The sequence below is a fragment of the Mesorhizobium sp. B2-4-6 genome, assembly GCF_006442775.1.
In the GTDB taxonomy this organism is placed as follows: domain Bacteria; phylum Pseudomonadota; class Alphaproteobacteria; order Rhizobiales; family Rhizobiaceae; genus Mesorhizobium.
Genome location: NZ_VFVI01000001.1, coordinates 216980 through 231547 on the forward strand (window position 1 = coordinate 216980; position 14568 = coordinate 231547).

Annotated in this window: 10 protein-coding genes; 9 read left to right on the top strand and 1 reads right to left on the bottom strand. The window is 64.4% G+C overall.

What is annotated here, in order from left to right:
- The first annotated feature begins 59 nt into the window (after positions 1 to 59).
- From FJ957_RS01055 to FJ957_RS01085, 7 genes are all read left to right on the top strand, one after another.
- Positions 60 to 1160: an ABC transporter ATP-binding protein gene (locus FJ957_RS01055; RefSeq protein ID WP_140827535.1), complete on the top strand. Its 1101-nt coding sequence runs from the start codon at positions 60 to 62 to the stop codon at positions 1158 to 1160.
- Positions 1160 to 2107 carry an ABC transporter permease gene (locus tag FJ957_RS01060; RefSeq protein WP_140827537.1) on the top strand — a complete coding sequence of 316 codons (948 nt, stop codon included), beginning with the start codon at positions 1160 to 1162 and terminating at the stop codon, positions 2105 to 2107. Before FJ957_RS01055 ends, FJ957_RS01060 begins: the two co-directional genes overlap by 1 nt.
- Positions 2100 to 2912, top strand: a complete 813-nt coding sequence (locus tag FJ957_RS01065) for an ABC transporter permease (RefSeq protein WP_140827538.1) — start codon at positions 2100 to 2102, stop codon at positions 2910 to 2912. Before FJ957_RS01060 ends, FJ957_RS01065 begins: the two co-directional genes overlap by 8 nt.
- A 44-nt stretch (positions 2913 to 2956) precedes the next feature.
- Positions 2957 to 3985 (top strand): extracellular solute-binding protein, encoded by a 1029-nt coding sequence (locus FJ957_RS01070; RefSeq protein WP_181180461.1) that lies wholly within the window; start codon positions 2957 to 2959, stop codon positions 3983 to 3985.
- A gap of 67 nt (positions 3986 to 4052) precedes the next feature.
- The gene (locus tag FJ957_RS01075) at positions 4053 to 5249 is read left to right on the top strand and encodes a serine hydrolase (RefSeq protein ID WP_140827539.1); all 1197 of its coding nucleotides are present in this window, start codon (positions 4053 to 4055) and stop codon (positions 5247 to 5249) included.
- A gap of 23 nt (positions 5250 to 5272) precedes the next feature.
- Positions 5273 to 6451, top strand: coding sequence for a serine hydrolase (locus FJ957_RS01080; RefSeq protein ID WP_140827541.1), 1179 nt, complete (start codon positions 5273 to 5275; stop codon positions 6449 to 6451).
- 121 nt (positions 6452 to 6572) lie between these two features.
- Complete coding sequence (locus FJ957_RS01085; RefSeq protein ID WP_140827543.1) at positions 6573 to 8891, top strand: Tex family protein; 2319 nt, start codon at positions 6573 to 6575, stop codon at positions 8889 to 8891.
- On the opposite strand, the gene FJ957_RS01090 is transcribed toward FJ957_RS01085, so the two are convergent.
- The gene (locus tag FJ957_RS01090; RefSeq protein ID WP_140827545.1) at positions 8892 to 9803 is read right to left on the bottom strand and encodes a LysR family transcriptional regulator; all 912 of its coding nucleotides are present in this window, start codon (positions 9801 to 9803) and stop codon (positions 8892 to 8894) included.
- 102 nt (positions 9804 to 9905) lie between these two features.
- On the opposite strand from FJ957_RS01090, the gene FJ957_RS01095 reads away from it, so the two are divergent.
- Positions 9906 to 11102 carry an acyl-CoA dehydrogenase gene (locus FJ957_RS01095; RefSeq protein ID WP_140827548.1) on the top strand — a complete coding sequence of 399 codons (1197 nt, stop codon included), beginning with the start codon at positions 9906 to 9908 and terminating at the stop codon, positions 11100 to 11102.
- A gap of 105 nt (positions 11103 to 11207) precedes the next feature.
- Positions 11208 to 14567 carry a transglutaminase family protein gene (locus FJ957_RS01100; RefSeq protein WP_140827550.1) on the top strand — a complete coding sequence of 1120 codons (3360 nt, stop codon included), beginning with the start codon at positions 11208 to 11210 and terminating at the stop codon, positions 14565 to 14567.
- Position 14568 lies beyond the last annotated feature (1 nt).

A 14568-nucleotide genomic window follows, 5' to 3' on the forward strand; every position in this document is an offset into this window, starting at 1 on the left:
GTGACAATCAAACAGGAACACACCTGCCGATAAGAGCAGGCTCTCTCAATGGGGTAATCGTGCCGGAACAACCGGGTAAGAACGCGATTGAAGTTCGCGGTGTTCGCAAGGTCTTTGGTACCGGCGAAAACCAGGTAGCCGCTCTCGACACGGTGTCGGTGTCGATCCGCGAAAACGAGTTTTTCACTTTGCTCGGCCCGTCCGGATGCGGAAAGACGACGCTGCTGAGATTGATTGCCGGCTTCGATTTTCCGACCGCCGGCGAAATCCTGCTGCATGGCCAGGACATAGCGCCGCTGCCGCCGTACAAACGCCCGGTCAACACGGTCTTCCAGAGCTACGCGCTCTTCCCACACATGACGGTGGCGCAGAACATCGGCTTCGGGCTGGAAATGCTCGGCAAGTCGAAAGGGGAGACCGAAGCGCGCGTCGCCCAGATGCTGAAGCTGGTCAAGATGGAGGCGCTGAAGGCGCGCCGCACCAGCCAGATTTCGGGCGGCCAGCAGCAGCGCGTGGCGCTGGCCCGGGCGCTGGCGCCGCAGCCGAAGGTGCTTTTGCTCGACGAGCCGCTTTCGGCTCTGGACTACAAGCTGCGCAAGGAAATGCAGATCGAATTGAAGCGGCTGCAGAACGAAACCGGCATCACCTTCATCTTCGTCACCCACGACCAGGAAGAAGCGCTGACGATGTCCGACCGCATCGCGGTCATGTCGGCTGGCAAGATCCTGCAGGTCGGCACGCCGCGCGACATCTACGACCGGCCGGCCGAACGCTTCGTTGCCGACTTCATCGGCGAAACCAATTTCCTGCCTGGCACAGTGGTGTCGAAAAAGCCCGGCGTGGCGACGGTCAAGTTCGCCAGCAACGCGACGATCGCCGCGGGTTATCCAGAAGGCTTCGATCCGACCGGCGAGGTGACGCTGGTGGTGCGGCCCGAGCACGCCGACCTGGTACCCGATCCGGCCAAGGGAACGGTCGCCGGGACGCTCTCCAACATCGTCTATTTCGGCACCGACACGCATTATCACGTCAAGCTCGACGGCGGCGAGAACTTCATCGTGCGCCACCAGAACAGTCGCTCGGCGCCGGTCACCTACGAGACCGGCGCGAAGGTCGGCATCCAGTTCGAGGAGGACGCCGCCCGCGTCCTGAAGGACTGATGACGACAGCCACGCTCTCCCCGACCACGCTCTCCAAGGCCGCGTTGTTCGAAGCCCAGGCGGTGAAAACCAGCGCGCGGCGCAACCGGCTGCTGTCGCTGCCGGCGCTGATCATCATCGGCATATTCGGCGTGCTGCCGCTCCTTATCATCTGCGTCTATTCGTTCCTGGTCGCCGCGCCCTATGGCGGCGTGCAGTGGCAGTTCTCGACCGATGCCTATCTGAATTTCCTGTTCCAACGCGACATTTTCGACGACACGCTGCAATTCACGTCGGATTTCCTGATCATCTACCTGCGCTCCTTCCTGTTCGCGGTGGTGACGACGGTCATCTGCCTGCTGCTCGGTTTCCCGACCGCCTATTTCATGGCCACCCGGCCGCCGGCGCAGCGCAACTGGTGGGTGCTTCTGATCACCATCCCGTTCTGGTCGAACCTTCTGGTCCGCACGCTGGCGATCATGTTCATCATCCGCGACGAGGGCCTGATCAACAACGCGCTGATCGGGCTCGGTGTGATCGATAAGCCGATCACCATGCTCTACACCAATTTCGCCATCCAGCTCGGGCTGCTCTACGCCTTCCTGCCGTTCATGGTGCTGCCGCTCTATTCGAGCCTGGAGAAGCTCGACTTCCGGCTGATCGAAGCCGCGTATGATCTTTACGCGACGCGCCGGCAGGTGCTGTGGCGGGTGATCATCCCGATGTCGAAGCCCGGCATCATCGCCGGCTGCCTGCTCGTCTTCATCCCGGCGCTCGGCGCCTATGTGACGCCGCTGATCCTGGGCGGCGGCATCCATTTGATGATCGGCGACCTGATTGCGCAACAGTTCGGCTCCGGCCGCAACTGGCCGCTCGGCTGTGCGCAGGCGCTGATCCTGATGGCCGCGGTGCTGGTCGCGCTCTACTTCTATGTCCGCAACACGTCGGGGAAGGTGCAGCATGGCTGAGCCCCGCATCATGGACATCAAGGACCAGCCGGGCTTCCGCACCATCGCCATCATCTGTCTCTTGGTACTCTATGTGCCGGTGCTGATCCTGATGGTCTTCTCGCTGAACAGCGGCTCGCTGGTGACGCATTGGGAAGGCATCACGCTCGGCTGGTACGGCACGGCATTCCTCAACGGGGAATTCCATGCCGCGGCGCGCAACACGCTGATCATCTCGGTGACCGCGACGATCGTCTCGACCATTTGTGCGACGCTCGCCGCGATCGGCATGACAAGGGTGAAGCCATGGCGCGGGCTTGCGGCGGCGTTCATGATCATCAACCTGCCGCTGATGGTGCCCGAGATCATCACGGCGGTGGCGACGCTCTCCTTCTTCGCGCTGATCGCCGGCACGTTCGGACTGAACTTCGGCATCGGCAATCTGATCCTCGCCCACACCGTGTTCTGCATCCCCTTCGCCTATATGCCGATCCGGGCGCGGTTGGAGGACATGGACCTGACGCTGGAATATGCGGCGGCCGACCTTTACGCGACGCCGTGGAATGCCTTCAGGCGCATCACGCTGCCGCTGCTGGTGCCCGGCATCATGTCGGGCGGGGCGCTCGCCTTCATCGTTTCCTTCGACGATTTCACCATCACGCAGCTTGTCGCCGGTCCCGGCCAGACGACGCTGCCGCTGTATATCTGGAACCAGATCCGCCGACCGATGACGCCCGAGATCAACGCCATCTCCACCATCCTGCTCATGGTGTCGATCCTGTTCGTCTCGGTCTCCTTCCTGATCGCGCGACGGCGCGCAAAATGACCACGGACTCCAACACAACAATGGGAAGGCAAGGAGAACATAAAATGTCTGCAAAACTGATGGCGGCCGTTTCCGCGGCCGTTCTGCTATCGGCAGCGCCGGCGCTCGCCGACGGCGAACTGCATATCTACAACTGGGGCGACTACACCAACCCGAAGCTGATCGAAAAGTTCGAGAAGCAGTACAATGTCAAGGTGACGCTGGACGACTATGATTCCAACGAAACCATGTTGTCCAAGGTGCGCGCCGGCAATTCCGGTTACGACATCGTCGTGCCGTCGGACTACACCGTGAAGATCATGGTCGAAGAGGGCCTGCTCGAAAAGACCGAGCCCAACGCGATGCCGAACGGCAAGAACATCGATCCGCGGTTCCTCGACATCTATTGGGATTCGGGCCGCCACTACACGGTGCCGTGGCAGTTCGGCACGACGGCGTTCGCCGTCAACACCGATAAATTCAAGGGCGACATCGATACGCTGGCGATCCTGTTCAACCCGCCGGATGAGTTGAAGGGCCAGATCAACATGCTCGACGACGTCACCTCCGTCATGCATGCGGCCGAGCGCTACGCCGGCGTGCCGCGCTGCGGCGCCGACAAGGCCAACCTGAAGAAGGTCAACGACATACTGATGGCCGCCAAGCCGTCGTGGAAGACGTTCAGCTACGACACCATCACCAAGATCACCGCCGGCGACGTCATCGTGACCGAGCAGTGGAATGGCGCGACCTACCGGGCGCGGCAGAAAATCCCGGCGATCAAATATGCCTATCCGAAGGAAGGCATCGAAGGCTGGATGGACAATGTCGCGGTGCTGAAGGGCGCCAAGAACCTCGACAACGCCAAGCTGTTCCAGGACTTCGTCATGGCGCCCGAGAACGCGGCGTTGATCTCGGAGTTCGCCGGCTACGACAATGGCATCGCCGGCAGCCACAAATTCCTGCCTACGGAATTCGCCAACTCGCCGGAAATCAGCCCTCCGGCCGGCTCGCCGACGCCGGAATTCGTGCCGCCATGCCCGCCGGAGGTGGTGGAGATCTACAACAAGATCTGGACCAACCTGCGCAAATAATTTTGCCGGAACGCATGAAGGAGGGGAGGCTCCGGCCTCCCTTTCTTGTGTCTGCCGGGAGGACACTATGACGTCTTATCGCAACTCCGAGCCGCGGCCGCCGATCATGCAGGGCTCGCCGCCGAAGCTGGTGCCGCCGAAGCTCGATTGGGACCGGCCGCCGTGGAACCGCTGGGCCTTCCAGCACATCCGCGAATTCCTGCCGACGGTCGAGGTCTGGCGCGGCAGCGGCCATCGCCATCGCCTGGAGCGCAACGAAGTCGACCTCGATGGCTTGGCTGTCGTGGACAGCAACGGAGCGCCGACGACGCTCGCCGGCTTGCTCGACGAAACCTATGCCGACGGCTTTCTGGTGCTGAAGGACGGCAAGGTCGCCTATGAGCGCTATTTCAACGGCATGGACGAGCGCACGCTGCATCTGTCGCAATCGATGGCGAAGTCGGTCACCGGATCGGTGTGCGGCATACTGGTCGGGCGGGGCCTGATCGATCCCGGCAAGCTGGTCACCGACTATCTGCCGGAACTCGGCGAGACCGGCTGGGCCGGCGCCACCGTGCAGCACGTGCTCGACATGACGACGGGCGTGCGCTTTTCCGAGGAATACACCGACCGCTATTCCGAGATCGGCCAGGTCGATGTCGCGACCGGCTGGAAGCCGATCCCGCCGGGCAGCGATCCGGACTTCGCCTGGCCGTCGCACCTGTTCGAGCTGATCCTGCGGCTGAAGGACAGAGTGCGCCCGCATGGCGAGGCGTTCGAGTACCGCTCGATCGAGACCGACGTGCTCGCCTTCGTCATGGAACGGGTGAGCGGCAAGCGACTGGCGCAACTCGTCTCGGAAGAACTCTGGCAGAAGCTCGGCGCCGATGAGAGCGCCTGCTTCACCGTCGACAGCGCCGGCTACGCGCTGGCCGATGGCGGCTTCAACGCGACGCTGCGCGACTATGGCCGCTTCGGACAATTGATCCTCGACAATGGCGGCGGCGTGATCCCGGCCGACTGGATCGAGGCGACGCGCAGCGGCAAGCACGGGCCGAATTTCAGTCCGAGCCTGCCGGACGGCAGCTACCGCAACCAGTTCTGGATCGAGGATTCGCGCTCGCGCTCGCTGATGTGCCGCGGCGTGTTCGGCCAATTGATCCATATGAGCTGGGAACACCGGATGGTCGTGGTGAAGCTTTCGACCTATCCGGATTTCCTCAACTCCGCCTATTCGGTGGCGACGCAGAAGGCGGTGCATGCCATCGCCGCCGCGCTGGCCTGAAACGGCAAATCCGGGAGAGTGTCATGACCGGCAAGACCGCGTTCGAGGCCCTGTACGGCTTTGCCCGCAAGGATGTGCGGCTCGAAACCTGGCGGCTGGCGCCGTTCAACCGATGGTCCTTCCAGAATGTCGGCGAACTGGTGCCGAGCGCGCATGTCGCGGCGGCGCCCGGCGGCGAGGAGCAGGCGAAATCGCTCGGCGCATTGCTTGAGGAAAAGATACCGATCGCCGGCGGCAGCGAAACCGTCGAGAGCTTCCTGATGCGTTCCGACACGGACGGGCTGACGATTCTCAAGGCGGGGAAAGTGGTCGGCGACTGGTCGGCGCCGCATATGCCGTTCGGAGCCCGCCACATCATCTTTTCGATCAGCAAGTCGGTGACGGCGATCCTCGCGGGCATATTGGAAGGCGAAGGATTGTTCGACCCCAGCGCGCCGGTTACAAAATACATTCCCGAAGCCAAGGGCTCGGCCTATGGCGATGCGAGTGTGCGCAACGTGCTCGACATGACGGTCAGCCTCGATTTCGAGGAAGCTTATCTTGATCCGGAGAGCGCTTTCGCCCGCTATCGCCGCTCGACGTTGTGGAACCCCGGCGGCGGGTCGGAGAGCCTCGCGGCGTTCCTTATGACGATCCAGCGCCTTGCCGAGCCGCACGGGCGGACCTATCGCTACCGCTCGCCCAATTCCGATGTGCTCGGCATCCTGGTCGAGCGCGCTTCCGGCATGCGCGTCAGCCAATTGCTCAGCGAGAAACTGTGGCAACCGCTCGGTGCCGCAAGCGAAATGTCGGTGACGGTCGATATGGAAGGCACCGCGCGCACCGCCGGCGGCATGTCGATGACGCCGCGCGATCTTGCCCGTGTCGGCGAGATGATGCGGCAGGGCGGCACGGCGAACGGCCGCCGCATCGTCCCGGAAGCCTGGGTGCGCGACACGGTCGCCACCGGCGGCAGCCATGAAGCCTGGCAGCGCGGCACGATGGCGTTCCTGTTCCCGAAGGGACGCTACCGTAACAAGTGGTACCAGACCGGCCACGAAAGCGGCGCCTTCTGCGGCATCGGCATCCACGGCCAGTGGCTTTACGTCAATCCGAAGACGGAAGTGGTCATCGCCAAGATGTCGTCGCAACCGGAGCCGGTGGACGATAAGCTGGATGGGGACCTCGTGGCGTTCTTCGAGGGGTTGAGCCGGATAGCCTGATCCGGCCTGGCGGCCGGGCTCAGCGTCTTTCCTGTGGACCTTCCTCGCTGGATGAAGCCGGCGCGGTTGGCTCGGACGGCATCCCGGCCTATGGTCGCCGCTCTTTTCTGCAGGGACCAGCATGGCATCGGACATCAAGCGCATCGCAGCAGTCATCGCGGCCGAGATCGGCGCGCGGCCGGAGCAGGCCGCGGCGGCGATCGGGCTGCTCGACGAGGGCGCGACGGTCCCGTTCGTGGCGCGTTACCGCAAGGAAGTCACCGGCGGGCTCGACGATACGCAATTGCGCGACCTTTCCGAGCGTCTCGTCTATCTGCGCGAGCTCGATGCGCGGCGCGAGACGATCCTCGGCTCGATAAGCGAACAAGGCAAGCTGACCGAGGAACTCGCGGCGAAGATCGCCGCCGCAGGCACCAAGGCCGAGCTTGAGGATATCTATCTTCCCTACAAGCCGAAGCGGCGCACCAAGGCCGAGATCGCCAGGGAGCGCGGGCTCGGACCTCTCGCCGAGGCGATCCTTGCCGATCGCTCGGCGGTGCCGGCCGAGCTTGCGCTCGCCTATGTCACGGAAGAGGTGGCGGACGTCAAGGCGGCGCTCGAAGGCGCGCGCGACATCCTGTCGGAGCAGTTCGCCGAAAATGCCGATCTGGTCGGCAAGCTGCGCGCCTATATGAAGGAACGCGCCTTCCTGCGCGCAAAAGTCGTCGACGGCAAGCAGGAAGCGGGCGCTAAATTCTCCGACTATTTCGACCATGTCGAGCGCTGGGCGGGCGTGCCCAGCCACCGCGCCTTGGCCATGTTGCGCGGCCGCAATGAAGAGGTGCTGTCCCTCGAAATCGAGGTCGACGCGGACGACGCCTCGCCGGTGAAGCCGGTCGAGCGCATGATCGCCAATGCCTATGCGATCGGCGGCAGCCTTCCCGGCGATAGATGGCTGATGGACGTGGCCGGTTGGACCTGGCGGATAAAGCTGTCGCTGCATCTGACGCTCGACCTGATGCGTGATTTGCGCGAGCGGGCCGAGGAAGAAGCGATCCACGTCTTTGCGCGCAATCTGAAGGACCTGCTGCTGGCCGCGCCCGCCGGCTCGCGGCCGACGATGGGGCTCGACCCAGGCATCCGCACCGGGGTCAAGGTGGCGGTTGTCGACGGCACCGGCAAGCTGGTTGCGACGACGACTGTCTATCCGTTCCCGCCGAAGAACGACATGCGCGGCACGCAGGCCGAACTTGCCGCCCTCATCCGCCAGCATAAGGTGGAGCTGATCTCGATCGGCAACGGCACCGGCAGCCGCGAGACCGAAAAGCTGGTTGCCGACATGCTGGCGGACCTGCCGACAAGTGCGGGGCCGAAGCCGCTCAAGGTCATCGTCAGCGAAGCCGGCGCCTCGGTCTATTCCGCTTCGGCCACGGCAGCGGCGGAATTCCCGGGCCTGGATGTCTCGCTGCGCGGCGCGGTGTCCATCGCCAGGCGCCTGCAAGATCCGTTGGCCGAGTTGGTCAAGATCGAGCCGAAGTCGATCGGCGTCGGCCAATATCAGCATGATGTCGACCAATACCGGCTCGGCCGTTCCCTGGAAGCGGTGGTCGAGGACGCGGTGAACGCCGTCGGCGTCGACCTCAACACGGCGTCGGCACCGCTGCTGGCACGCGTTTCAGGCCTTGGCCCATCGCTTGCCGAAGCGATCGTCGCGCATCGCGACACGACCGGGCCGTTTGCCAACCGCAAGGACCTGCTCAAGGTGGCGCGGCTCGGACCTCGCGCGTTCGAACAATCCGCCGGCTTCCTGCGTATTGCCAATGGCAGCGAGCCGCTCGACGCCTCGTCGGTTCACCCGGAAGCCTATGGGGTGGCCAAGAAGATCGTTGCCGCCTGCGGCCGCGACGTGCGCGCGCTGATGGGCGACAGCGCAGCGCTCAAGGCGCTCGACCCGCGCGTCTTCGTCGACGAGCGTTTCGGCCTGCCGACCGTGCGCGACATCATCGCCGAGCTGGAAAAACCCGGACGCGATCCGCGCCCCGGCTTCAAGACGGCGACCTTTGCCGAGGGCGTCGACGACATCAAGGATCTGAAGCCCGGCATGCTGCTCGAAGGCACCGTCACCAATGTCGCGGCCTTCGGCGCCTTCGTCGATATCGGTGTGCACCAGGACGGGCTGGTGCATGTCTCGCAACTGGCCGACCGTTTCATCAAGGATGCGCATGAGGTGGTAAAGGCCGGCGACGTGGTGAAGGTGCGCGTCGTCGATGTCGACATCAAGCGCAAGCGCATCAGCCTGTCGATGCGCAAGGATGGCGGCGAGGGCGGAGCGCCGAGAGGCCCACGCGACAATGGCGGCGGCAAATCGCCACCGCGTTCGCCGGTGCCGCAGCGCCAGCCGGAGCGGCCGTCGCAGGGCGCGTTCGGCGCGGCTTTAGCCGAGGCGATGAAGCGCAAGTAGCTACCACGCCAGGACAGCCGGCTCCTTGCCGATCTGACCCAGCAGCCAGTCGCGAAAACTGGCGACCGGCGGGTGGCCGCGCTTGTCATGCGGCACGACGAGATAATAGGCGCTGCGGCTCTGCATCGGCTGGCCGGGAGCGGGCACCAATTGGCCGCGCTGCAATTCGCCGGCAATCAGGATTTCCGGCAGCAGCGCCACGCCGAGCCCGGCCATGCAGGCTTGCGCGACGGTGCCGAACTGCTCGAACTGCATGCCGGGACCGGTCGGCGCCTCCAGCCTCTGATACTCGAACCATTCGCTCCAGGCGCCGGGGCGCGTCGCCATGTGCAGCAGCGGCAGGTGGCTGATGTCGGCGGGCGTGGCGATGGCGCGGGTAGCGAGGAATTCGGGCGAAGCCACCGGCATCACGGTTTCGCGCATCAACAGCGTACAGTCCGCTTCCGGCCAGTCGGGCATGCCGTGATGGATGGCGGCGTCCAGCCGCTCGCGGGCGAAGTCGAAGCGGCCGATACGGGTGGCGAAGTTGATGGTGATGTCAGGGTGGCGAGCGACGAAATCCGGGATCAGCGGCATCAGCCAGCGTGTGCCGAAGGTTGGCAGGATCGCAACATTGAGGACACCGCTATGCCGATTGCTCATCAATCCAAGTGCTGCGTCGCGAAGCTGGCCAAGCGCCGAGCGCACCGCTTCGGCATAGATTTCGCCCGCAGTCGATAGCCGGACATTGCGGCTGTCGCGTTCGAAAAGCCGACGGCCGAACTGCTCCTCGAGAAGACCGATCTGACGGCTGATGGCGCCTTGCGTCAAATCCAGTTCGCGGGCGGCTGCCGTGAAGGAGCCGAGGCGCGCTACCGCCTCAAAGGCGGCAAGCGCCGCGGTATTCGGCAAAAGACGGCGCTGGACACTCATGATCTATTACTAACGCTCATTGATCCGTGATGCAATTTTGTTTGATTTTTCGCTGGCGCGGGCGGATAAGCCGGGCACATCAAAAAATACCGGGAGCGAGCCATGGCCGCCGAGAAGAATGCCTTCGTGTGGAACGATCCCTTCCTGATCGAGGACCAGCTTTCTGAGGACGAGCGCATGGTGCGCGACGGCGCAGCCGCCTTCGCCGCCGACAAGCTCGCGCCGCGCATCGAGGAAGCCTATGCTGACGAGAAGACCGATCCGTCAATCTTCCGCGAGATGGGCGAGGCGGGCCTGCTCGGCATCACCATTCCGGAAGAGTATGGCGGACTTGGCGCCGGATACGTGACCTATGGCTTGGTCGCGCGGGAAGTTGAACGCGTCGACTCGGGTTACCGCTCGATGATGAGCGTGCAGTCCTCGTTGGTCATGTATCCGATCCATGCCTATGGCGCGGAAGCGCAGCGCAAGAAATACCTGCCGAAGTTGGCGTCGGGCGAATGGATCGGCTGCTTCGGCCTCACCGAGCCGGATGCCGGCTCCGATCCGGGCGGCATGAAGACACGCGCCGAGAGGACCGCGAATGGCTACAAGCTCTCCGGCTCCAAAATGTGGATATCCAACGCCCCAATCGCCGACGTTTTTGTCATTTGGGCCAAGCTGAAAGGCGAGAACGGCAAGGACGAGATCCGCGGCTTCGTGCTGGAGAAGGGCATGAAGGGGCTGTCGGCGCCGAAGATCGGCGGCAAGCTCAGCCTCCGCGCCTCGATCACCGGCGAAGTCGTGATGGAAGGCGTCGAGGTCGGCGAAGACGCGCTGCTGCCCAACGCCAAGGGCCTCGGCGGTCCGTTCGGCTGCCTCAACCGGGCACGCTACGGCATCTCCTGGGGCGCGATGGGCGCCGCCGAGGATTGCTGGCACCGGGCGCGGCAGTATGGCCTCGACAGAAAACAATTCGGCAAGCCGCTTGCCGGCACGCAGCTGTTCCAGCAGAAACTCGCCGACATGCAGACCGAGATCGCGCTCGGCCTGCAGGGCTCGTTGCGCGTCGGCCGGCTGATGGACGAAGGCAAGATGGCGCCGGAGATGATCTCGATCGTCAAGCGCAACAATTGCGGCAAGGCGCTCGATATCGCCCGCCAGGCGCGCGACATGCATGGCGGCAACGGCATCCAGATCGGCTACCATGTGATGCGCCACGCGCAGAACCTGGAGACGGTCAATACCTATGAGGGCACGCATGACGTGCATGCGCTGATCCTCGGAAGGGCGCAGACGGGTATCCAGGCGTTTTTCTAAGCTGGCCACGCTGCTTAAATTAGGTGCAGCGCAACATCTCTGCTTGGAGAATGGCCAGCATTTATGTCAGGGTTCGGCGACTGAAACGCCGAACTCCGGGGCACCATGGCAATTCTGGCAGCCGTCCATCACCTGACCCATTACAAATATGACCGGCCGGTGGTGCTCGGTCCCCAGGTGATCAGGCTGCAGCCGGCGCCGCATTCGCGCACCAAGGTGCTCAGCCACTCGCTGAAGGTCGAGCCGGCAAACCACTTCGTCAACCTGCAGCAGGATCCCTACGGCAACTTCCTCGCCCGCTTCGTCTTCCCGGAGCCGGTGACCGAACTGAAGATCGAGGTCGACCTTGTCGCCGACATGACGGTCTATAACCCGTTCGACTTCTTCGTAGAGGAGAGCGCCGAGAGCTTTCCGTTCGACTATCCCGAAGAGATCAGGGAAGACCTCGCCATCTACCGCGCGGCGGAGCCGGTCGGGCCGCTTTTGTCGGCATTCCTTCGGACAATCGACCGCAGCCCGAGAAACACTGTCAATTTCCTCGTCGATCTCAATGCAAGGCTGCAGCGCGAGATCGCCTATATCGTGCGCATGGAGACGGGTGTTTATTCGCCCGAGGAGACTTTGGCCGCCGGCAAGGGCTCCTGCCGGGATTCGAGCTGGCTCTTGGTGCAGATCCTGCGCAATCTGGGCGTCGCCGCGCGCTTCGTCTCCGGCTATCTGATCCAGTTGAAGCCCGATCTCGTCTCGCTCGACGGACCGCCGGGAACCGCTGTCGACTTCACCGACCTGCATGCCTGGTGCGAGGTTTATATTCCGGGCGCCGGCTGGATCGGTTTCGACCCGACTTCCGGCCTGCTCACCGGCGAAAGCCATGTGCCGCTCGCCGCAACGCCGCATTTCCGCAATGCCGCGCCGATCTCCGGCATGGCGAGCTTCGCCAATGTCGAATTCGGCTTCGACATGCGGGTCGATCGCATCGCCGAGCATCCGCGCATCACCAAGCCATTCTCGGACGAAAGCTGGCAGGCGCTCGATCAATTGGGCGAAAAGGTTGACGCGGTGCTGAAAGACGGCGACGTGCGGCTCACCATGGGCGGCGAGCCGACCTTCGTGTCGATCGACGATTTCGAAGCGGCGGAATGGAACACGGCGGCCGTCGGTCCAACCAAACGCGACAAGGCGGACCAGCTCATCCGCCGGCTGCGCGAGCATTTCGCGCCGGGCGGCTTCCTGCACTACGGCCAGGGCAAGTGGTATCCGGGCGAGAGCCTGCCGCGCTGGACCTTCTCGCTCTACTGGCGCGCCGACGGCGAACCGGTCTGGCGCGACCCGTCGCTGATCGCACGAGAGAACGGCGATGCCGCGGTCGGGCCTGAACAGGCCGAGAGCCTGCTCAAGGCGATCGCCGGCGAGCTCGGCATCGACAAGGCGATGGTCGGCGAGGCCTATGAGGATCCGGGCGAGTGGCTGCTCAAGGAAGGCAAGCTGCCGGACAATGTCGATCCGTCCAATTCGAAGCTGGAAGACCCCGAAGAGCGCAGCCGCATGGCGCGCGTCTTCGAGCGCGGGCTGACCAAGCCGTCGGGCTATGTGCTGCCAGTGCAGCGCTGGAACAGCCAGGCCGCCGGACAGCGCTGGCGCTCGGAGAAATGGACGACGCGGCGCGGCCGCCTGTTCCTGGTGCCGGGCGATTCCCCGGTCGGCTACCGCCTGCCGCTCGGCACGCTGCCTTACGTGCCGCCGGAGCAGTTCCCCTATATCGTGCCCGTCGATCCGTCGCTGCCGCGTGGGCCGCTGCCGGCGCGCGAGGCTATCTTGCCGGGGGCCGCCACGGCGGAGCCTGAAGGCGCCGACGAAATGGCGCGCCGCCAGCAGGCCGTGTCCTTCACCGCGGCGACCGGCCAGCAGGATCGCGTCGAGCAGGAGATCACTGAGATCGGTGGCGCGGTGCGCACCGCGCTTTCGGTCGAGCCGCGCGACGGGCGGCTGTGCGTGTTCATGCCGCCGGTCGAGGCGCTGGAAGACTATCTCGAACTGGTGGCGGCGGCCGAGAACGCGGCCAAGGCCATCGGCCTGCCGGTGCATATCGAGGGTTACGCCCCGCCGCAGGATCCGCGCCTCAACGTCATCCGCGTCGCGCCCGACCCCGGCGTCATCGAGGTCAACATCCACCCGGCCGCCAACTGGCGGGATTGCGTGGCGGCGACCACGGCAATCTATGAGGAAGCCAGGCGGTCGCGGCTCGGCACCGACAAGTTCATGATCGACGGGCGCCACACCGGCACCGGCGGCGGCAATCATGTCGTGGTTGGCGGCGCGACGCCGAACGACAGCCCGTTCCTGCGCCGGCCGGACCTGTTGAAGAGCCTGGTGCTGCAATGGCAGCGGCACCCGTCCCTGTCCTACCTGTTTTCCGGCCTGTTCATCGGCCCGACCAGCCAGGCGCCGCGCATCGACGAGGCGCGGCACGATTCGCTTTATGAGCTGGAAATCGCGTTGGCGCAGGTGCCGTACCCTGACAAGGGCGCGGCGCCTTTGCCGTGGCTGGTCGACCGGCTGTTCCGTAACCTTCTGACCGATGTCACCGGCAACACGCATCGCTCGGAAATCTGCATCGACAAATTGTTCTCGCCGGATGGGCCTACCGGGCGGCTGGGGCTGGTCGAGTTCCGCGGTTTCGAGATGCCGCCCAATGCGCGCATGTCGCTCGCGCAGCAATTGCTGGTCCGCGCCATCATCGCCCGCGCCTGGAAGAACCCGCTCGATGGCCGTTTCGCGCGCTGGGGCACGTCGCTGCACGACCGCTTCATGCTGCCGCATTATGTCTGGGCGGATTTCCTCGACGTGCTGGAGGATTTGAAGCTCAACGGCTTCGAGTTCCGCCCCGAATGGTTCGCCGCGCAGCTCGAATTTCGCTTCCCGTTCTGCGGCGAGGTAAGCCAAGGCGGCGTCAAGCTGGAATTGCGGCAGGCGCTGGAGCCTTGGCACGTCATGGGCGAGCAGGGCGCGATCGGTGGCACCGTCCGGTTTGTCGACTCCTCGGTCGAGCGACTGCAGGTGCGGACCGAGGGCCTCAATCCGGAGCGCCACGCCATCGTCTGCAACGGCCGCATCGTGCCGATGAAGGTCACCGACAACCGCGAGGTCGCGGTGGCTGGCGTGCGCTTCAAGGCCTGGCAGCCGGCTTCCGGCCTGCATCCGGCCCTGCCGGTCAACACGCCGCTGGTCTTCGACATCTACGATCGCTGGTCAGGCCGCCCGGTCGGCGGCTGCGTCTACCATGTCGCGCATCCGGGCGGGCGCAGCTACGACACTTTCCCGGTCAACGGCAACGAGGCCGAAGCGCGACGGCTTGCCCGGTTCGAACCGCGCGGCCATACGCCGGGCGGCTATGTATTGCGTGACGAAGAAGCCTCTGAAGAGTTTCCGATGACCCTTGACCTCAGGCGGCCGGCGAGATTCTGAT

Excerpts from the sequence above, each read along its gene's own strand:
- FJ957_RS01060 (WP_140827537.1), top strand. The coding sequence starts at position 1,160 with ATGACGACAGCCACGCTCTCCCCGACCACGCTCTCCAAGGCCGCGTTG.
- FJ957_RS01065 (WP_140827538.1), top strand. The coding sequence starts at position 2,100 with ATGGCTGAGCCCCGCATCATGGACATCAAGGACCAGCCGGGCTTCCGC.
- FJ957_RS01070 (WP_181180461.1), top strand. The coding sequence starts at position 2,957 with ATGTCTGCAAAACTGATGGCGGCCGTTTCCGCGGCCGTTCTGCTATCG.
- FJ957_RS01075 (WP_140827539.1), top strand. The coding sequence starts at position 4,053 with ATGACGTCTTATCGCAACTCCGAGCCGCGGCCGCCGATCATGCAGGGC.
- FJ957_RS01080 (WP_140827541.1), top strand. The coding sequence starts at position 5,273 with ATGACCGGCAAGACCGCGTTCGAGGCCCTGTACGGCTTTGCCCGCAAG.
- FJ957_RS01085 (WP_140827543.1), top strand. The coding sequence starts at position 6,573 with ATGGCATCGGACATCAAGCGCATCGCAGCAGTCATCGCGGCCGAGATC.
- FJ957_RS01090 (WP_140827545.1), bottom strand. The coding sequence starts at position 9,803 with ATGAGTGTCCAGCGCCGTCTTTTGCCGAATACCGCGGCGCTTGCCGCC.
- FJ957_RS01095 (WP_140827548.1), top strand. The coding sequence starts at position 9,906 with ATGGCCGCCGAGAAGAATGCCTTCGTGTGGAACGATCCCTTCCTGATC.
- FJ957_RS01100 (WP_140827550.1), top strand. The coding sequence starts at position 11,208 with ATGGCAATTCTGGCAGCCGTCCATCACCTGACCCATTACAAATATGAC.